This window comes from Ruegeria sp. AK11 (assembly GCF_056541095.1).
Window position 1 is genome coordinate 366178 of record NZ_JBQFXU010000001.1, and the last position, 18368, is coordinate 384545.

General features: G+C 54.9%; 28 protein-coding genes. 7 read left to right on the forward strand and 21 right to left on the reverse strand.

What is annotated here, in order from left to right; genetic code table 11:
• Positions 1 to 669 (reverse strand): glutathione S-transferase family protein, encoded by a 669-nt coding sequence (locus ACR0D9_RS01885; protein WP_480537500.1) that lies wholly within the window; start codon positions 667 to 669, stop codon positions 1 to 3.
• A 116-nt stretch (positions 670 to 785) separates the two neighbouring features.
• Here ACR0D9_RS01885 and ACR0D9_RS01890 point away from each other — a divergent pair, with 116 nt between their 5' ends.
• Positions 786 to 1139, forward strand: coding sequence for a winged helix-turn-helix transcriptional regulator (locus ACR0D9_RS01890; RefSeq protein ID WP_170797354.1), 354 nt, complete (start codon positions 786 to 788; stop codon positions 1137 to 1139).
• On the opposite strand, the gene ACR0D9_RS01895 is transcribed toward ACR0D9_RS01890, so the two are convergent.
• Positions 1125 to 1562: a winged helix-turn-helix transcriptional regulator gene (locus ACR0D9_RS01895; protein WP_170797352.1), complete on the reverse strand. Its 438-nt coding sequence runs from the start codon at positions 1560 to 1562 to the stop codon at positions 1125 to 1127. The two genes, ACR0D9_RS01890 and ACR0D9_RS01895, sit on opposite strands and share 15 nt — an antisense overlap.
• A gap of 87 nt (positions 1563 to 1649) precedes the next feature.
• Here ACR0D9_RS01895 and ACR0D9_RS01900 point away from each other — a divergent pair, with 87 nt between their 5' ends.
• Together ACR0D9_RS01900 and ACR0D9_RS01905 are read left to right on the forward strand one after the other, a co-directional pair.
• Positions 1650 to 2000 carry a VOC family protein gene (locus tag ACR0D9_RS01900; protein ID WP_480495805.1) on the forward strand — a complete coding sequence of 117 codons (351 nt, stop codon included), beginning with the start codon at positions 1650 to 1652 and terminating at the stop codon, positions 1998 to 2000.
• 8 nt (positions 2001 to 2008) lie between these two features.
• Positions 2009 to 2431 carry a hypothetical protein gene (locus ACR0D9_RS01905; RefSeq protein ID WP_480495806.1) on the forward strand — a complete coding sequence of 141 codons (423 nt, stop codon included), beginning with the start codon at positions 2009 to 2011 and terminating at the stop codon, positions 2429 to 2431.
• Here the strand turns inward: ACR0D9_RS01905 and ACR0D9_RS01910 are convergent.
• The 5 genes from ACR0D9_RS01910 to ACR0D9_RS01930 form a co-directional block, all read right to left on the reverse strand.
• A complete protein-coding gene (locus tag ACR0D9_RS01910; RefSeq protein ID WP_480495808.1) occupies positions 2418 to 2996 on the reverse strand; it encodes a dihydrofolate reductase family protein in 579 nt (192 codons plus the stop codon). The genes ACR0D9_RS01905 and ACR0D9_RS01910 overlap by 14 nt on opposite strands.
• A 1-nt stretch (position 2997) precedes the next feature.
• Positions 2998 to 3495, reverse strand: coding sequence for an SRPBCC family protein (locus tag ACR0D9_RS01915; RefSeq protein ID WP_480495810.1), 498 nt, complete (start codon positions 3493 to 3495; stop codon positions 2998 to 3000).
• On the reverse strand, positions 3492 to 3827 hold the full coding sequence (locus ACR0D9_RS01920) for a metalloregulator ArsR/SmtB family transcription factor (protein WP_170797342.1): 336 nt from the start codon (positions 3825 to 3827) through the stop codon (positions 3492 to 3494). The genes ACR0D9_RS01915 and ACR0D9_RS01920 overlap by 4 nt, the downstream gene beginning before the upstream one ends.
• A 464-nt stretch (positions 3828 to 4291) precedes the next feature.
• On the reverse strand, positions 4292 to 4510 hold the full coding sequence (locus ACR0D9_RS01925; RefSeq protein WP_237217120.1) for a GDCCVxC domain-containing (seleno)protein: 219 nt from the start codon (positions 4508 to 4510) through the stop codon (positions 4292 to 4294).
• A gap of 4 nt (positions 4511 to 4514) precedes the next feature.
• Positions 4515 to 4838, reverse strand: a complete 324-nt coding sequence (locus tag ACR0D9_RS01930; RefSeq protein ID WP_170499188.1) for a hypothetical protein — start codon at positions 4836 to 4838, stop codon at positions 4515 to 4517.
• A 98-nt stretch (positions 4839 to 4936) separates the two neighbouring features.
• On the opposite strand from ACR0D9_RS01930, the gene ACR0D9_RS01935 reads away from it, so the two are divergent.
• The 3 genes from ACR0D9_RS01935 (at position 4937) to ACR0D9_RS01945 (ending at position 7123) form a co-directional block, all read left to right on the forward strand.
• Positions 4937 to 5326, forward strand: coding sequence for a MerR family transcriptional regulator (locus ACR0D9_RS01935; protein ID WP_480485574.1), 390 nt, complete (start codon positions 4937 to 4939; stop codon positions 5324 to 5326).
• A gap of 504 nt (positions 5327 to 5830) precedes the next feature.
• On the forward strand, positions 5831 to 6037 hold the full coding sequence (locus tag ACR0D9_RS01940; RefSeq protein ID WP_170430361.1) for a cold-shock protein: 207 nt from the start codon (positions 5831 to 5833) through the stop codon (positions 6035 to 6037).
• A 72-nt stretch (positions 6038 to 6109) separates the two neighbouring features.
• Positions 6110 to 7123: a fatty acid desaturase gene (locus tag ACR0D9_RS01945; protein WP_480485576.1), complete on the forward strand. Its 1014-nt coding sequence runs from the start codon at positions 6110 to 6112 to the stop codon at positions 7121 to 7123.
• On the opposite strand, the gene ACR0D9_RS01950 is transcribed toward ACR0D9_RS01945, so the two are convergent.
• From ACR0D9_RS01950 to ACR0D9_RS01975, 6 genes are all read right to left on the reverse strand, one after another.
• Positions 7115 to 7363 carry a ParB N-terminal domain-containing protein gene (locus tag ACR0D9_RS01950; protein ID WP_480484944.1) on the reverse strand — a complete coding sequence of 83 codons (249 nt, stop codon included), beginning with the start codon at positions 7361 to 7363 and terminating at the stop codon, positions 7115 to 7117. The genes ACR0D9_RS01945 and ACR0D9_RS01950 overlap by 9 nt on opposite strands.
• Before the next feature lie 73 nt (positions 7364 to 7436).
• Entirely contained in the window at positions 7437 to 8126 is a 690-nt protein-coding gene (locus ACR0D9_RS01955; RefSeq protein WP_480537501.1) for a hypothetical protein, read from the reverse strand.
• A 183-nt stretch (positions 8127 to 8309) separates the two neighbouring features.
• On the reverse strand, positions 8310 to 9098 hold the full coding sequence (locus ACR0D9_RS01960; RefSeq protein ID WP_480537502.1) for a hypothetical protein: 789 nt from the start codon (positions 9096 to 9098) through the stop codon (positions 8310 to 8312).
• Positions 9099 to 9791: 693 nt separating this feature from the next.
• Entirely contained in the window at positions 9792 to 10100 is a 309-nt protein-coding gene (locus ACR0D9_RS01965; protein ID WP_480537503.1) for a hypothetical protein, read from the reverse strand.
• Positions 10101 to 10103: 3 nt separating this feature from the next.
• Complete coding sequence (locus ACR0D9_RS01970) at positions 10104 to 10412, reverse strand: hypothetical protein (RefSeq protein ID WP_170329073.1); 309 nt, start codon at positions 10410 to 10412, stop codon at positions 10104 to 10106.
• Positions 10413 to 10857: 445 nt separating this feature from the next.
• A complete protein-coding gene (locus tag ACR0D9_RS01975; protein WP_170403708.1) occupies positions 10858 to 11610 on the reverse strand; it encodes a Crp/Fnr family transcriptional regulator in 753 nt (250 codons plus the stop codon).
• A 135-nt stretch (positions 11611 to 11745) separates the two neighbouring features.
• On the opposite strand from ACR0D9_RS01975, the gene ACR0D9_RS01980 reads away from it, so the two are divergent.
• A complete protein-coding gene (locus ACR0D9_RS01980) occupies positions 11746 to 11979 on the forward strand; it encodes a hypothetical protein (RefSeq protein ID WP_010442296.1) in 234 nt (77 codons plus the stop codon).
• Positions 11980 to 12993: 1014 nt separating this feature from the next.
• On the opposite strand, the gene ureG is transcribed toward ACR0D9_RS01980, so the two are convergent.
• From ureG to ACR0D9_RS02020, 8 genes are read right to left on the reverse strand one after another with little or no spacing between them, the layout of a single operon-like run.
• Positions 12994 to 13644: an urease accessory protein UreG gene (ureG, locus tag ACR0D9_RS01985; RefSeq protein WP_480520392.1), complete on the reverse strand. Its 651-nt coding sequence runs from the start codon at positions 13642 to 13644 to the stop codon at positions 12994 to 12996.
• Positions 13641 to 14312 carry an urease accessory protein UreF gene (locus tag ACR0D9_RS01990; protein WP_480537504.1) on the reverse strand — a complete coding sequence of 224 codons (672 nt, stop codon included), beginning with the start codon at positions 14310 to 14312 and terminating at the stop codon, positions 13641 to 13643. The genes ureG and ACR0D9_RS01990 overlap by 4 nt, the downstream gene beginning before the upstream one ends.
• A complete protein-coding gene (gene ureE / locus ACR0D9_RS01995; RefSeq protein WP_209504410.1) occupies positions 14278 to 14730 on the reverse strand; it encodes an urease accessory protein UreE in 453 nt (150 codons plus the stop codon). Before ureE ends, ACR0D9_RS01990 begins: the two co-directional genes overlap by 35 nt.
• Positions 14731 to 14748: 18 nt before the next feature.
• Positions 14749 to 16458 (reverse strand): urease subunit alpha, encoded by a 1710-nt coding sequence (ureC, locus tag ACR0D9_RS02000; RefSeq protein WP_480537505.1) that lies wholly within the window; start codon positions 16456 to 16458, stop codon positions 14749 to 14751.
• Positions 16458 to 16763, reverse strand: coding sequence for an urease subunit beta (locus tag ACR0D9_RS02005; RefSeq protein WP_209597619.1), 306 nt, complete (start codon positions 16761 to 16763; stop codon positions 16458 to 16460). The genes ureC and ACR0D9_RS02005 overlap by 1 nt, the downstream gene beginning before the upstream one ends.
• Positions 16760 to 16921 (reverse strand): peptidase M23, encoded by a 162-nt coding sequence (locus ACR0D9_RS02010; protein WP_209504407.1) that lies wholly within the window; start codon positions 16919 to 16921, stop codon positions 16760 to 16762. The genes ACR0D9_RS02005 and ACR0D9_RS02010 overlap by 4 nt, the downstream gene beginning before the upstream one ends.
• A 16-nt stretch (positions 16922 to 16937) precedes the next feature.
• Positions 16938 to 17240, reverse strand: a complete 303-nt coding sequence (locus ACR0D9_RS02015; RefSeq protein WP_209504406.1) for an urease subunit gamma — start codon at positions 17238 to 17240, stop codon at positions 16938 to 16940.
• 1 nt (position 17241) lies between these two features.
• Complete coding sequence (locus ACR0D9_RS02020; RefSeq protein ID WP_245222547.1) at positions 17242 to 18165, reverse strand: urease accessory protein UreD; 924 nt, start codon at positions 18163 to 18165, stop codon at positions 17242 to 17244.
• Positions 18166 to 18368 lie beyond the last annotated feature (203 nt).

Below are 18368 nucleotides of genomic sequence, written 5' to 3' on the forward strand. Positions count from 1 at the left end.
TTAAGCAGCGTCGGCCCAATGGGGCGGAAAGGTTGCGGCGACATTTGGAAGGGTTTCGATCCGCCCAACCCAATCCGCGATATCAGGCGACACGGTCGCCAGGTCCGGCAAGTCAAGCGCTTGCATGATCATTGGCTTCGTCTCCATGGCCCGTTGGATCAGTCGCACATGGGGAAAGGCCACAGCGTCAGCCGCCCCCGGGCGTTCACCGGACAGAAATGGGGTTTCGGCCAAGATGTCGGCTAGGTTCGCAAGTTCGGACCGAAGCCTTTCGCTGGCGATTTTCAGGTCGTCGGTCGCTTGATCCGCGCCTTGGAAAAAGATGGGCGACAGCACACCGCTTGTGGCATCTGGCAGATAGTCGAAAATCTCCATGGTGCGCTGCCAGATCATCGCTGCGTCCAGCGGTGTTTCCCCAAACAAGGGTTTGGCCGGGTATTCCCGATCCAGCCAAGCCAGGATCGCAACGGATTGGCTTAGGGTCGTGTCGCCGTTTTTCACGGTCGGTACGGTGCCGCGTGGATTGATGGCAAGGTAGGCGTCTGACTTGTGCTCTTTTTGTGCGGCGGACAGCAGGTGGACGTCATAATCGAGGCCCTTGAAGGCCATTCCAAGGGTCGCACGCCAGGGGCTGGGGGCACCGCTTACGGTCCAGATTTCCAGGGACATACTCACATTCCTCCGTGGGTGGGTGTTTGCAGAGACATAGCCACCACGGTATGATCTGAAAAGTAGGCAGAATTTTTTGCTATACTATCGAAAATGATACTATTGAGGAAAACAAGATGTCCGAGGCCCTTGCTGATGCCGTTCAACCGGCTGTTCCCGACCAAAGCACATGCCCCGCGCCACGGGTGATCGGGATGATCGGCGGCAAATGGAAGCTGCTTATTCTGCAGATTCTGATCTTTCAGGGCACCAAGCGTTTTGGCGAATTGCGCAAATCCATCGACGGCATCACTCAGACGATGCTGACCAACCAGCTTCGCGCGTTGGAAGCTGACGGGCTGGTCACCAGAAAAGTCTATGCCGAGGTGCCGCCCCGGGTTGAATACTCTGCCAGCGCAGATGGACTGGCGCTGGCCCCCGTGTTCACATCGATGCACGACTGGTGGGTCAATCGGTCAGCTGGATCGTAACGCCTGATCGACGCGGTCAATTTCTGCTTCGTACCAAGCGATCGTTCCGGCAGGATCGTTGGAAAAGCTTTCCGCGAATGAGGCGGGCGCTTCGGTGACCTCGTCATACTGCGTCGCCCAAACCATCATCGACACCAAGGCGGGTAGAAAATCCTTGGATTTTTGTGTCGGAAAATAGCAAACGCTGCTGGCTTTGCGAGGGTCGGCTTCGCGGGTCAGCATGCCCAGCGTTTCAAGCTTGGATAGTCGGTTCGCAAGGATGTTGGTCGAGATGCCTTCGGGCGAGGCAAGGAACTCGCGGTAAGTGCGCTTGCCGTGCAGCAGGACATCCCTCAGCAAAAGAAAGCACCACTTGTCGCCGACGATGCCAGCGGCATAGCGGGTGGGGCATCCGTTCCATTGAGGTTTTTCGTTCGAGTTCATGATGCAGATATAGGCGACCGAAATGTACTTGCAATATGCAAGTGGCCGAAGTATTAAATTACTTGCAAAATGCAAGTGGAGAGAAAAATGCCTGCACCCTTCGTTTGGTACGACAACATGACGAACAAGCCGCTAGAAACGACCGTGTTCCTGCAATCGATGTTTGGATGGCAGCCCAAAGATATCGGCTCGATGACATTTCTGACCGAGCAAGGGGGCGACATGCCCTTCGCCGCCACTTGCAATGAGATGGACGGGATCACCGGCTGGGTGCCTTACTTTGAGGTTGATGATCTGGAGGCCGCGACAGGTCGCGCGCGCGAAAGCGGTGCCAGTATCATTGCCGAAAACGTCAAAGGCCCAGCAGGGGATGCAAGTTTCATCCGCGATCCCGGCGGCAGCCCAATGGCTCTTTGGAAGCGGGGCGAGGGGGCATGAGACCCGACATGTTGAAGCAACAGATCCTGGCTGCCGCTGCCTATCCTCTGATCGTTTTTCCCCTGGCCATCATTTGGCATTTGGTCCTGTTCAAAGACAGGTACATGAGCTTCGGATATTTCGAAGGCGAGCCGAACATCGCTGTCGGTCTGGCGTCGATGGGTATCCAGGGTGCCGTGTTGGCAGCCATTTACCCTATGTTTCGGTTCGGTCGCAGCGGTCTAAGGCGGGCAGTCACATTCGCAGCCTTGCTGGGGCTATTTTTCTGGACAAGCCATGTGCTGGCGCTGGTGGCCAAGCAAAACGTGCCGCAAGCAGGTACGTTCATCTTGATGGAGACACTCTATCTGTGTTTGCAGTTCGGCCTGTTCGCACTGGCCCTGGGCTTGATTTTTCGCGGGGCAGGGCGAACAACAGTCACGTCCGCCTGAGACACTGATGAGTTACCCCGTCTCCAAGAGATTCAGTCCGTATCATAGCGTAGGCGCGTGGCAAAGCGGTGCCTTCGAACAGCCGCTTTCCCGTGCCGACGACAACGGGAAACGTCCAGATCCGAAACTCGTCGATCAGATCATGGGCTTGCAGTGTTTGGATTAACGCAGAACTGCCATGGACTTGAAGCAGCGGCCCGTCTTGGTCCTTCAACTCTTGCACAGCTTCAGCCACGTCGCCGCTCAACGAGTGTGAGTTTTCCCAACTCAATGGTAGCGTCTGCGAGGTGGCCACATACTTTCGCGCCGCATTTAACCGATCGCCAAGATCAGAACGCGGCGCGTTTGGCCAGTGTCCGGCAAAGATGTCGTAGGTCTTGCGCCCAAAAAGGATGTCGTAAGGTTCCGACATGGCGACGCGTTCAACATGCGGCATCACACCTTCCCAATAGGGGGCTGCCCATCCGCCTTGCGTAAAGCCGCCAGAGGGGTCTTCCTCGGGCATGCTGGGCGACTGCATCACCCCGTCCAGAGTCACAAAGGTGATAACCGCAAGTTCGCGCATGTTATGACCGCTCATCGCCCAGCGACTGCGCAAAGGCTGCCAGCTTGTCGAAGGCCTGGTTCCAACCTCCAGCGCCAGCGGTGCCTTCGCCAACACCCACATGGACCATGACCATGCGCGTTTTGCCGTCCACCTCACTGAGCTCGACGATAACCTCAGTGATGTCCGGGAAGGACTCCGGCATCCCCATCGACTGCGGTGAAATAATGGTGCCGTCGGCGTCGCACATACTTTCTGTATAGACGAGGCGACCAGGCGCGCTGACCTCTTTGTAGACGCCGGTGAACCACATTTCCATTGATCGCTCTGGTGTTTGCATCGCCATGCCGACTTTGCGGGTTCCGCCTACTCTGACATCCATCTCGGCTGTCGGGACCGACATGCCGTTTGGGCCGTACCATTGTTTGAACAAGACCGGATCGGTCCACAGTTTCCACACAAGATCGATTGGCGCATCAAATACCCTCTCGATCCGAACCCAGGTGTTCTCTTCGCTCATGTTTCGTTTTCCTTCATGTCCGCCAAAAGAGTGTCCAACGTGTCAAAGCGTGCCTCCCAAATCGACCGATACCTCTCGGTCCAACTTGCGATTTCCTGAATTGGCGCCGTTTCGAGTTTGCATAGCCGAAACTGGGCGTCCTTCTGTCGCGAAATCAGGCCGGCGCGTTCCAGCACCCGAATGTGTTTCGACACAGCAGGCAAGGTCATATCAAACGGCTCTGCCAAGGCGTTCACGCTGGCTGATCCTTGCGCAAGCTGTGCCAGAATTGCCCGGCGGGCCGGATGCGCAAGGGCGGAAAACGCGGCGTCTAGTCGGTCATCTTTGGTCATAGGGTATTATTATACTAGTTAGTTAATTAAACAAGTGGTTTATTACGTTTCAATAGATGCGGCGACTGCCCGAACCTCCTTTCTAGAATTGTCAATTGACAGGAGATCTATGGCCAGCACGTCCAGGGGCAGGAGACGATCGCGTTTGACCCGACACTGGTTTATCAATGTCTGCTATGCGGGTTGCGACTGCAGCATCACGAACGTGTTTGGGATGTCCGCAAAGGGCCGACTTCATCGTCGTGATCTAGGCTCTCCAATGAGATGCTGCGGTTGTTCTGATGACGGCAGTGAGCCCAACCTGTACCCTGGATTTTATTGCTGCATGCGCTTGTAGCAGTAACAACATTGCAACTGCCGAATATCTTGTGCGGCCAAGCAGCGGAAAGAACTGTCATTCATGCAAATAGCAGCGATGCTCGCGGCGGCAGTTCACAGTTTGCTCAACAAAGCCGTCCTTCACTTCATCCGCAACAGCTATCGCCTAGCTGAATTGGTGGACACGGGACCGTCGCATATGAACAGTAAACACAACAGTCGCCTTCCAACGGCTTCAAAACTGTTTTGCACGACTTGCATTCATAGAACCACTGGCAAGCATCCGTTGGCATTTGCTCGGTTTCACTGTGGCCGCACTTCGGGCAAATCAGGGTGCTTTCTAGGACTACAGTTTGTTTTGTCATAGTCTCACATCTGCATGATCAGGTAATCGTTAATCCGTGCCTCGTTAAACACAACGACCCAAGCCACGCCGGTGATTAGAGTTGTTCCTGCAAGCCGCCATTTTAACGTCGGTAAGGAACCGCGCCGATAAGATACCAGCCACGATATCGCGACGAGTGCCGTTGAAATCGTCAGCACATAGTAACTCGCTGCCGCAACCTTCCCAAAGATTGCCAACCAACTGCCGCCCAGCCCCAGTAACATCATCATCATGGGCAAAACGCAGCAAGTCGCGACGCCAAGCGCTGATAGCGATCCCAAATAGCTGAGGCTAAGGTACTTCTGCATTCTGTTTCCCTGATGGACTACGTCGCGCGGAGTTGTAGAGACAACAACCACTCGTTTAACTTCTGTAGCCACTACAGGATCAAGACAGGAAATCTCACATGTTTGCGATTGGGGAGGCATCCCGGCAAAGCGGTGTCGGAATTGAAACTATCCGCTACTACGAACGCGAAGGGATCGTGCCGAAACCAGAAAGGGCATCGAATAATCGACGCATGTACTCTGCGCACGATGTGGGACGGCTTTGTTTTCTAAGGAAGTGCCGAGACTTGGGTTTTGCGCTTGCCGATGCAAAGGTGCTTCTCAACCTGTCCGAAGGTGATAGCGAGGATTGCCAATCCGTTCAGGAACTGGCCGAGCTTCATATCTCCAATGTGCGTATGAAGATAATCGAACTTAAGCGATTGGAGGCCGCCCTGAATGAACTTACGGCCAACTGTAACATCGGTAACGTTTCTTGCCCGATGCTTACGCAGATACGGACCTACTAATGGCACTTTGAGGCTCGCAGTCGCCCTATGCCAACGCAGCATGACCCAAGATTCGGGCCGCGCAGAATCTACCGTTCGTTAGAGAGGTCAACTCGTTGATTTAGTAATGTTTCAATCAATCAACGAACATTTGTGCCTGGCCACGGTGTTCTTGAAGCACGCGGCGATTTCGGACAGTGAGCCCTACCTGCCGTGCCTGAGCAATCAGTTTGCTGCATACGCATTCGGCAGGTTTTATCAGAAGCCGACCTCTGATTCCCGAAACGCAGAGCAATGCGTTCTGCTTATCTTTGTCCCAAATTGGGCTAGGCAGACTCAGATCTTCTGTTGCTTTCCATTGTATCAAGGCTTGTATCGTGTGTACTCAAAGTCCATATACACAAGGCTTACGTTTTTCTTTTTCGACCTGCTGTCTCCCAAACTCGGCGTTCAGTCTTTCGATTCAGACCGACCACGCCGAGTCGCCGCAATAATGCGGGCGGCAAGTATTAGGAGACTTCCACCATGGCAAATGGCACAGTAAAATGGTTCAACTCGACCAAAGGTTTTGGCTTTATCGAGCCTGAAGATGGTAAGCGCGATGTGTTCGTGCATATCTCAGCACTTGAACGTTCCGGCATCAGCGAATTGAAAGACGGCCAGAAGGTCACTTTTGACGTCGAAGCTGGCCGTGACGGACGCGACAGCGCCGCCAATCTGGCACTGGCCTGACCTTTTACGGGCACCCTTATGGGGTGCCCGTTTGCACAATGGGCTGCTAAAAGCCCTTGGAGAAAAAGTCAGTTGCAACCTAAAGACTGGACGCGGGTGCTCGCGCAATACCGTGTTGCCGATGCAAAGCGCAGTATTTATGAAATTGCGATCACCGTTGTCCCCTTATTCGCGCTATGGGCTCTAGCGTGGATGGCTTTATATTTTAGTGTCTGGATCGCATTTTTACTGGCCGTCCTGAATGCCGCATTTCTGGTCCGTATCTTCATCATTATGCATGATTGCGGTCATGGATCTTTCTTTAGAAGTCGCACTGTTTGCAATTGGACCGGCCGGGTTCTGGGTGTTCTTGCCCTGACACCCTATGACGTTTGGCGGCAAAGCCATGCGATTCACCACGCTTCAACCGGTAACCTTGATCGGCGTGGTATGGGTGACATTCCTACATTGACCATTGAGGAATACCTGAAACGGAATTGGTTCGGGCGTGCCGCTTACAGGTTAATCCGGAACCCCTTCTTCCTGTTCTGTATCGTACCGGTGTACACGTTCTTTTTTCAAAATCGCTTGCCCTTTGGTTTCATGCGGTCAGGCTGGCTGTATTGGGCAAGTGCGATGGGAACAAACGCTGCAATTGCAGGGGTATTGGCCCTAGTTTTTTGGGCCGGAGGCATTGAGGTTTTAGCGTATGTTTTCCTACCAACCATGATTGTCGCATCATCGATTGGTATTTGGCTTTTCTATATTCAACACCAGTTTGAACACACGACCTGGGAACGGGAAGAGGGGTGGAACCTTCAGAACGCCGCATTCTATGGAAGTTCTCACTATGCCCTGCCAGGCATCCTGCGGTGGTTCTCTGCCAATATCGGTGTACACCATGTTCACCACCTTGCCAGCCGCATACCGTTTTATCGGCTAAACGAGGTTTTGCGTGACCATTCCGAGTTGGAAAATTGCCAGCGTATTACTCTATATGAGAGCCTTCATTGCGCACGATTGCATCTTTGGGATGAAGAAAGTCAGCGCCTGCTGACGTTTTCTCAGGCTTTGTCGAACGCCAATCCCAACAAGAGTCTAGTGTAATCGGGCGCGCACCAAAAAGGCTTCAACCGTATCACCGCCGAGGGCGCGAATGGCCTCTAGTCGGTGAAGGCCTTCAATCAGCACGAACCGCTTGTTGTCCGCACGTATCTGGATCGGCGTCTTCTGGCCATTCTTCAGGATATCTTCGGCCAGTGCCAGAACCTTTTGTTGATCAAGTGTTTTGGCCCGTTTCACAGGTACATAGATCAGGTCGAGCGGATATGGTTTTTTCTCCAACATAAGCTACGCGTGCGCCTTTCGTGCATTTATTCCGGTTCGAAGTTCGCTTCAAAGGCTGGCGCTGGAACGTGCGTCATAGAACCGAACGAACAGCATCGCGCAGCTCCTGATGCATGATCCAAGTCGCTGGTTCATCGTCACTTTTGACGTGAGAAGATGCCAATACCTGAGCGGCGCCATCATTCTGTGCCGATCCGGCTTCGGGAAGCTCGAGTTCCAGATATTCTGCAATCAATAGCCCGATTTTCTTGAAGACCTTGACGGACGCCTCGCGCGATTTGTAACCAGCTGCCTTAGTTAACTGACCAATGCTCAGTCCTTCCTTGCCTGCGATTGTAAGTGCTTTGAGCATGGTGACCTGCGCAGTGGAGAGCCTGATCTGGCGCAATGCTTCGACATATTCTCCTTCACTGGGAATGAAGTTGCCGGAGTTCGCCTCCAAACGACGTCGAGCGCTGCGTTTCCTGTCTCGTTCTTCGAGAATTTCTTTTAAGGCTTCAATGGCCAATGACGGTGTTTCGCCAACTGCATCAGCAATCAAACCTTGCGTTTTCGCTGGTGGCTTGGGGAATGCGCGCGCAACGCTGTTACCGCTCAGAATGCCAGCCTTAATCAAGTACTTTCCAAATTCTACTTCGATCACTTCTGATACGTCAGCGTTCCGCGTCTTGCGAACACTGCGGTCCTGAAATGCTCTTTGTTCCATACCACGCACTGACATCTTTGAGTCAGAAAGGGTCACTTGAGGGGCATTTTTACGCATCAGAGAAACACCACTACAATTACCGCTGCAACAAACACTGCTAACGCTATAGATATCTTAATCCCGTGGGACCGGCGACGCGCCTTTTCGGCTTTGATCCTTTTGCCAAGATTTTCGTCAATCGAGTTATGGTTCACGGCTTGGTCCTTCCGGATTTGTCAGGCGATATTGATTTCCACGAACCTATTTTCGTGGAATATTTTCGGCGCACTTATCGTTCTGTCGTGTGAACGGCCGATTGCATTCCCAACCATCACCTCTTCGATTCAAATGAGCGTTTGAAGGAACAAGGATCGCATCGCACCTGTCCCGGTTTGCGCGAAAACCACGTTCGCATTTCCATCCAGAGTAGGAATCTGGTTCAAGATACGCATGCTGTGGAACAGCCACAGGCTCACAGCCGCTCTCCGCTGCGTTGTAACCTCTGAGGCATACCCAACCATCCGAGCTTTTTTTATCGCTCAGACGACCGTTTTTTGGGACTTCTATTGCAACACAATCCTGGTTCTCCTTACGAAATCCCCAGTTGCAGTGTATTTCCTGTGCGCCAAACCTGGTTTCGACGTATCCATTTTGAGGTGCAATCAGTTCTTCGCATTTTTCTTCGACACGCTGGAACAGCCGATTGCACTCCCACTGATCTCCGGTTGATGCAAGATAGGCATTTTCAGGAACTCTTATTTCCTCACAGAGATCTCCGACATTCTGAAAACCGTGATTGCATTCCCAGCCAATGCCATAGGAGCTACCTGTCAAATATGCGTTTTCTGGTAAGTCTGTTCTTTGGCACGATCCATTCTTGTTTTCGAAACCTTCGTCACAAACTGATCCATCGGCATTGCCTGCGACTTGGGCAGGAAGCTTTGTTCCTGAGAGCGACACCAAAAGTGCTGGGATCAAACAAAGAATGCAGCGCGTAAACACGATGAATGACTGATTGAAGCGGAGCCTGAGACCTGATCTATCGGCCATCAAGCACGCAATTTATGAGCCATGTGTTGTTCATACGGCGCTTTCTTTCATGGGTCACGCGATGGCTGGCGCATGTCAGGTGACAGTTGCGAATGCATGTGAGGAACGAGCTCATAGCGAAGACCCCAGCGAAACCCGTTCCTATGCTGGGGCACATGCTACAGTTATTCTGAAGGCCATTGGATCATCGAAGCCGGCAGCATCGCGGCGACGAGTAACTTTCACCAATGCACTTTTGTGGTCCTTAGCCAGAATAGAGTCAAGGAAGTTTCCCTTGTCGCAATGCAAGTACCGCCAGGGCAGGTAGTTTTTGAAACTGCCGGTGACCAAGATCCTTGGTGAACTACCGAAAGAAATTGTCTGGCCTGAGTGCGGCGAAAGAGGAGTATGTGATCAAGGCTTCCCCGTAACTAGGAATGACTGGCCTGATGACATTGGCTGCAACGCAGCGATTTTCGCGCCGCTTCTGCACAAGTGCTCGCGGCGTGATCAAATGGCCGCTCGGTCCCGCACCCTGTAAATTGCGCCTGAGCCGAGAAAACTGTGCTGCGAGCGTACGCAACAAGATTTTGACACTTCCGCTCAGGGCACGCTACGTCCCACTCCTGCGTAAAAGAACTAGAACCACTATGGATTGGCGACCGACAGCGCCGCTCGCCAAACTGTCTCAGATGTCTATGCGCTCTGCAATGCTTAGCGCGTCTTCCAATTCAACGCCCAGGTATCGCACGGTGTGTCCGTCATGACGGCATCCTTCTGCTTGAAAGAAGAAGCCTCTTTGATCGTCGTTATTTTTTCGGCGCGTTGGGCGTCAGTTCTCGCCATGTCGACGCAGACCGGAACCAACGCAGCGATTACATTATCGCGGGACATGGCGTTGGCCATCTTGTCCGCGCTACCGCCGGTCATCCATCCACCCCATGAAAATCCAACGACGCCTACGAAAACCCCGCCGATCAGAGCACCGTAGATTCCGGGTTTAAGCCATTCGGGCGTGTTCATAATCTATTCCTCCTGCGGGGAAAGCGCCGCATCGCTGTCATTGTTAGATGTGGCCAAGGTCTGGTCGTGCTTGAGCGCCAGTTCAAAATCTTCTGGGTCAATTGGGCGCATTTCCGTGCGGCCTGGCTTGCTGCCTTTGCCCCGAACTGTCAGGTAGGTTCCGGTTCTGCGATATGCTTCGAAACTCAGGCCCTGCAGTAGCTCTTCTTCGACAACTACTTCATACTCGCCTGCAGGAAGTACATCCGGGTAGCCGGACAAAGAGAACGGATTTGAAAACGTCACCAAAGAACTGGACGATCTTGTGCTCACCTTTGTCCTCCATTTAGTTTGTTGGATCTTCCCCGCGCAGTCTGCCGCGGTACACGCTCGTAAGCGCCGCGGTAGTACTGGCGTTGTAATTTAGAATAATGTGCAAATGGCAGGCGCGCGCTGATCGATGTTAGTCGGCGGCCAATGACCTGAGATTTTATTGGAATCTCAAATGCATTTGGTGTCCGAGGATCAGGTGACGCCGAAAACGAACTAACCTGCGTCAGTGCAACGATGTTTGGATTCCGGCAACGTGATGTGTGTTGGCGGGATATTTGCTAGCGTGTTCTTAACGAGTATTTAAGAAGCGCAGGAAATCCAGTACCGCAATCGGACTGTATTTATCTTGCGCTTCTTTTTCAGTGAAATCCCAAATCTGCCGAAGCGAATTCCGTCTCTAACAGGCAACGATCATCAAAATCCCGGCATCGCTGTAGGGGTGAACTTATTGCTTCAACAGTGGCCCGGCCTGATCCAGATAAGTGGGGTCAAAACCGGCCAACGTCACCAGTCCTTCATAATCATCAAATACCACTTGCCCGGATTGAAAAGTAACCAACCCCTTCTCCCGCAGTTGCCGTAGGACACGATTAACATGCACGGCACTCAGTCCCAGCGCATCGGCAAGGTGGTATTGTGTCAGGGGGCAAGTGTATCCCGTCTTGTTTGCCATCCCGACCTGAGTCAGCCTCACACCAAGTTCCAAAAGAAAATGCGCCATGCGCTCACCCGCATCGCGCCGTCCTATGTTGACCAGGTGCTCAACCACCATCGCTTCATCTCGGGAGACCGCCCAAAGAATTGCTGTCGCCAGCCGGGGCGTCTGCGCAAATGCTTCCAGGAGATCATCCACTACTACTTCAATGGCTTGGATTTCCATGATTGGTTCTATGCTGTGATCCGAGGTGTGCAGCAGAACGCTTCGCAAGCCCAGAAAGTCACCCGGTATTTGGAAATCGACGATCTGACGCGACCCGTCAGTCTGGGTTTTGTAGGAACAAACCCAGCCCGAGGCCAGAATGTAGGCAGCCTGCTCTGATTGCCCTTGATGCACAAGGTCACGTCCGGCTTCAAAGGTTCTGCGACGCTTGTGCAGGCGTGCCAATGCCGCAAGTTCAACCTCAGTCAGAGCGACGAAGTTTGAAAGCTTTCGGGTGAGTGGACTGTTTTTGATAGTGCGCAAGTGTTCTTCCTTCATCGATGAGCAGCCCGCGAAACTATCCGACGTCAAGACTGCTTTCGATCAGTTAAGTATACAGCAATCTATGCCAGTATGATGCAATTCATTGTGGCGCTTCCTTGCTTGGACGCCTGTTAAAAAAGGACGTCTACCATGGCTGACCGGCAAGACCACTCAGGAATGGCCGCACTCTCAATTTGTGAAGCGCTTTTGCTTGCAATTAAAGATCGTGAGCTTCTGCCCGAACATGAAATTGTGGGAGTTCTGCATGACGCAGCTGCTGTCCACGAAACAGCGGTCGGCAATAACGATGAAAAGGACATGCACCAGGCCGCCGCTGTTCTGATAAACAAGATCATTGCTTCCGGCTATCGCGTTCGGCAGTAACGTTAATTTCCTGTCAGAAAAACAAGAATACGCTCGTCAAAAAAGCATAACAACAAATAGAAGCACTATTGGTGCTTCGTTCCCGATCAATTCAAACACGAAGCAAGAACCAAAGATCCAATCTCTGCAATATCTCAACTTAATGAAAAATTCCACGACCGCGAATTACTCCCTCTTCCCCGCCACCTGCATGAGCCACAACGAGAATTTTCTTACTGGCTGAAGGCCCGCATGGCCTGTCCTGCTGCACTGCCTGCGACAACGCAAACGTTGGCTTTGTTCGGCGTCTAAGTTGCTGATCCTATGTGCCTCGAAACTACAGTTTGATAGTATCGCATCATCATAGCTTTGAATGACCGGTCTGGCGACAACAGCTGCAACGCAGCGATGAATGTGCTGCGACAGCAAATCAATGCCGCGTCAGCAATTGCCGCAATCGCACAAGTCCGGTTTGTCCGCAGACTGTGAGTTCGTGCACCCTGAAAATTTGCGCCTGCAGCGAACGGCCGGTTCGACGGGCCGCACCGCAGCGGCGACATGTGTCGATGAACGTCCGCTTCGGGCCGATTTCGCCCACAAGTTCGGACGTTCTGAGGACTCGGGTACTCAGACTTAGCTGCTTCAAATGACTAGGTTCCTTGGCCGCCCAAACGCGTCGCCTAGTGTCTAAAGTCCAATGCTCAGGCGGGTTCTATACTTTGGCCATATCCCATAAACTGATCAACATGGTCAGGTTACGCCAACAAATTTTGAAGTGGAAAACTGAGGCAAGGCGAAGACTGGTTGCAAGTACTGGTGGACCCTTCGAGCAACGAGACAAACGAGCTCTTTCGGAGACTTGCCGAAGATAACCCATTGATGACGATTGCGTTCATCCTCGGGGGGTGTCGGCACGACACCTTGCGGTGGAGCACTGTATCGGCGATCGGGCCGGTTCGCCGCGCCCAAGAACGATATTGTGAGCGGACTACGAGCTACATGGTTCGGTCGTCATTCCGCCGTCAAAGGCACACGTCAACCGCCAGAAGCCTCTGCAACACATCCATCTGCAATTTTCAGACCCCCAATCTGCGCTAACAAACTGACGATCGCGTCAACGCCCGTTCGGTGGCGTAGGGCCGAAAACACGAAAGGTCGGCCCTTTCGAATTTGCGTGGCGTCGCGCTCCATCACTTCGAGCGACGCGCCGACATGGGGGGCGAGATCTGTTTTGTTGATGATCAGAATGTCCGATTTCGTTATCGCAGGACCGCCCTTGCGCGGAATTTCCTCACCCGCTGCAACGTCGATCACGTAGAGTGTCAGGTCCGCCAGTTCCGGGCTGAATGTGGCCGACAAATTGTCGCCGCCGCTTTCGATCAGAACTATATCCAAGCCGGGGTGACGGGCCTGCATCTCTGCCACGGCGGCCAGATTGATCGAGGCATCCTCGCGGATCGCGGTATGCGGGCAACCGCCGGTTTCGACACCGATAATCCGGTCCCGGGGCAGAATCTGCATCCGCATCAACGCTTCGGCATCCTCTTGCGTATAAATGTCGTTGGTGATGACACCAATCGAAAAGGCCTCGCCCAGGGCCTCTGCCAAAGCGGCAGTCAGGGTCGTTTTACCAGCGCCAACCGGGCCGCCGATACCAACGCGCAGGGGGCCGTTCATACTGCTCATGTTCGGAATATCCTTGAATATTGAGTTTCATGTTTCATCGACAAGATATCGGACAGGAATGCGGTTGAACCCAGTTCATCAAGGCCCGTGTGTTGTGCTGTTTCCGCAATCGAAGTGCAGAGCGGGGTCAGATCACGGATCAGCCGCTGAGCATCGGTCTGTCCCAAAGGGACAAGGCGGGTTGCGCAGGCCACAAGATTGCTCATGAAGGCCTGAAGGAACATCTGCGACACCAGCGGGCGCGGCAGATTCTGCATCCGCGCGGCACGGCCCACCGCGACCGGGTAGGTGAGGCGCCGCAGGTCGAGCCCCCAGATATCTCCGGTCACGGATCCGAAAGCCTGACCCAGAAGGTCGGATTCCATCAGCCGTTCCGACCCGGCGCAAAAGGCGCGGACGGAGGCATCGATTCGGGCCAACGCGGCCCTGTCATCGGCGTTATACGCGGCCACAAGAAACAGCGCGTCATTCCAGCCCGAGCCATGTTGCAGTACCGTGGCGACCCAGTCGCCTGTCTGGTCTGCGCTGGCGACCCGGCCCAGTTCAATCGCTGCCTCCAGCCCGTGGGAATAGGCGAAGCCCCCAACCGGATAGGCGGGGGACAACCATTGGGTCAGTGTCAGGATGCCAGAGCTAGTGGGCGTGACCATGGGTCCTGCCGTGGCCATAGGCCCCGCCTTCGGGGGTGAAGGGTTCGACGACTTCGCGAATATCGGCACCCAGTTTCATCAGCATGTCGCGAATGACGTGATCGCGCTGGATCAGCAGCCTGTCAGATTCGATTTGGCAAGGTGTGTGCCGGTTGCCGATATGCCAGGCGAGGCGCAGCAGGTGGTCGCCCTTTACCTCCAGCAGCTCTTCGGGGGCCGCGACGATTTCAATCTCACGACCGTCTTCCAATACCAGAACCCCGCCATGATCCAGCGATTTGGTGTTGGAGAGATCAACCAGAAACGCCTCGCCATCATCCGTGGCCAGCATCTTGCGGCGCAGGAAGCGGCCATCATAGTCCAGCGAGACCTGCGCATGAGCGGGTGCATGCGCATGGTCGTGGTAGATACGAGCGGTTTTGATCGCGGTGGTCATCTTGGTGCTCCTTGTATCTCAGAACATAAAGTATCGCTGCGCCATCGGCAGCACCTCGGCAGGTTGGCAGGTCAGCAATTCACCATCGGCGCGGACCTCGTAGGTTTCCGGGTCTACTTCGACATGGGGCGTCGCATCGTTTAGCAGCAAATTGCGTTTGCCAATCTCGCGTGTGTTCCGCACGGCGACTGTTTTCTTGGCCAGGCCTAGAGTTTCACCGATCCCGTCCGCCTGCGCTGCTGCCGAGACAAAGGTAATCGCCGAGTGCTCCACCGACCGCCCATAAGCCCCGAACATCGGACGGCTGTAAACAGGTTGCGGTGTCGGGATCGAGGCATTTGGGTCGCCCATCTGCGCGCAGGCAATTGTACCGCCCAGCAGAACCATCTCGGGTTTCACGCCGAAAAAGGCCGGGTTCCACAGGACAAGATCGGCGCGCTTGCCTACCTCGATGCTGCCGATTTCATGGCTCAGACCGTGGGCAATCGCCGGGTTGATGGTGTACTTGGCGATGTAACGGCGGACCCGCAGGTTGTCGTTTTCACCAGTTTCCTCGGTCAGACGCCCTCGCTGTTTCTTCATCTTGTCGGCGGTTTGCCATGTGCGGATCAGCACCTCTCCGACCCGGCCCATGGCCTGGCTGTCAGACGCGATGATCGAGAACGCACCCATGTCGTGCAGGATATCCTCGGCCGCGATGGTCTCGCACCGGATGCGGCTTTCGGCAAAGGCTACGTCCTCGGGGATGGACTTGTCGAGGTGATGGCAGACCATCAGCATATCCAGATGTTCCTCGACCGTGTTTACAGTGAAAGGTCGCGTCGGGTTGGTCGAGGAGGGAAGAACGTGATTCTCGCCACAAATCTTGATGATGTCAGGGGCATGGCCGCCACCTGCGCCTTCGGTGTGGAAGGCGTGGATGGTGCGTCCTTTCATGGCGGCGACAGTGTTTTCGACGAAACCGGATTCGTTCAGAGTATCGGTGTGGATCATCACCTGTACATCCATCGAATCGGCCACCGACAGGCAGCAGTCGATGGCGGCAGGGGTCGTGCCCCAATCCTCATGCAGTTTCAGAGCGCAGGCCCCGGCATTGACCTGTTCCTCGAGCGCAGCTGGCAATGAGGCGTTGCCCTTGCCCGCAAAGGCGAGGTTCATCGGGAAGGCATCCGCCGCCTGCAACATCCGTCCGATATGCCAGGGGCCGGGGGTGCAGGTGGTGGCCAGCGTGCCATGGGCCGGACCCGTGCCGCCGCCTAACATGGTGGTCAGGCCGGAATGCAGCGCGTCTTCGATCTGCTGAGGGCAAATGAAGTGGACATGGCTGTCGAACCCGCCTGCGGTCAGGATGCGCCCCTCGCCCGCGATGGCTTCGGTGCCGGGGCCGATGATAATGTCGACACCTGGCTGCGTGTCGGGGTTCCCCGCCTTGCCGATCCTGGCGATACGCCCGTCTTTCAGACCGACATCCGCCTTGTAGACACCCGAATGATCTACGATCAGCGCATTGGTGATGACTGTATCCACCGCCCCCTTGTCCCGTGTGACCTGAGACTGCCCCATCCCGTCGCGGATCACTTTCCCGCCGCCGAACTTGACCTCTTCGCCATAGATGGTCAGATCGCGTTCGACCTCGATGATCAGGTCGGTATCGGCCAGCCGCATTTTATCGCCGGTGGTGGGGCCGAACATGGCGGCATAGTCGGAGCGTTTGATTTTTGCTGGCATCACAACGCCCCCATGACCTTTTGATTGAACCCATAGACCTTGCGTGCGCCGCCGATCGGGATCAGCGAAACCTCGCGTTCCTGTCCCGGTTCGAACCGCACGGCGGTGCCGGGGGCGATGTCCAGACGCAGGCCATGGGCGGCAGCGCGGTCGAACTCCAGCGCCGGGTTGGTCTCGGCAAAATGATAGTGCGAGCCGACCTGAATCGGGCGGTCGCCAGTATTGGCGACCATCAGCGTCAACGGCTCGGCGCCCAGGTTGAACGTGATTTCGCCTTCAGCGGGGAAATGCTCGCCGGGGATCATTTGTTTAGCTTCACCATCAAGGCAACAGCAGCCAACGCGACAATCGCGAGGCCCACGGCCAAAGCGGCATAGTCCGTGCCATGCGCGTGGATATGCGTGCCGTTATGCGCGGCGGCGGGACCAGCCAGGATCAGAACAGGGAAAAGCATGCGGGTCATATCAGTGTTCCTTTTTTTAGCGAATAGGGTTGTGAACGGTCACCAGCTTGGTGCCGTCGGGAAAGGTGGCCTCAACTTGAACCTCGTGAATCATCTCGGGGACGCCTTCCATGCATTGCGCGCGGGTGATCACCTCGGCCCCGGCTTGCATCATATCGGCGACCGACCGCCCGTCGCGTGCGCCTTCAACCACGGCGCTGGTGATAAGGGCAATCGCCTCGGGATGGTTCAGTTTGACACCACGGGCCAGTCGTTTGCGGGCAACTTCAGCGGCCATGGCGACCAGCAGTTTGTCTTTTTCACGGGGAGTCAGGTTCATGTCAGATTGTCCAGCATCTTGGAAGCGAGTCGTTGTTCAGTCGCCGAAGCACGGGCATCAGACTTCGGCGCAGGGCATACCCGTTCTTGGCCAGCAGTCGGACGACCAGCAGGTCAGGTTGAAACAGGCTGGCCCCGGCGGTATCGGGCAGCATCTGGCGGATTGCCTTCAGATGCCCTTCGGCCCTGGGCGAGGCAAATGCGACTAAGGCCATCGCGCCCGCGCCATCTGCAATGTGCTGACGGGCCAGATGCGCGCTAAGGTCGCCGGTGAACCGGGTGGCGTCCAGAAACACCATCCTTTCGTTGCGCCGAATCTCGATCCGATCGCTGAGGCGGATATCCGTCAGAGTTTCACCCATCGCGGTACGACCAAAGATCAAAGGTTCAACCATAAGGGCCGAGGCATCCTCGGCCAAATCAATACGCAAGCGCCGGTTTAATGCGCTGCCACTGTACAGGATCGTCTCTTGCGGAAGCCAGTTCAGCCTTGCCTGCGGACCGGCGGTTAAAGTGTTGACGATGCGTGCGGCCTGACCGGGTTGTGCTTTGTATGCCCGCTCACAAGCCTGCGTGGTCACTGTCAGTTCGGTGCCCCGGCCTGCGCGGCCTGAAAACCGGAAATCATCACCGCCAGTAACACCACCAGCCGTGTTCAAAAGCACGGCGTCCAATTGGCTGCCGTGTCCGCGTGGGAAGAGACATTTGAACGAACCCGCCGGCCGCAAGCGATCAATCACACTGCGCCCGTGGAACAGTTTGGCCGACAGCGTAATCCGGCCTTCAGCGCGTGGCGGTCTCGCATGTGACGCTGACGATATGGGCGTGAATTGAGTGATGGCAGCGGCTTTCGCGTCATGAACGTTTGGCGCTTTTTCACCTTTGGGATGTCGAAACTCTATCGACAGGTGCAGGTTTTCGACCAAGTCCCGTCCCGTAAGTGCAATTTTTAATCACGCATGCAGCATGTAGATCAAAAATCGGGCATATCAGTCCACTTTGCCAGAATGCTATGGGGCCAGATTTGCCTATTTCGCTGCAATGCAGAATCGATGTGGGGCCTACCGGGCTAACGACCACCGGGGGTGTGTGACGGCTGCGCGAATTGGACCTCGGACACAACCGCCAC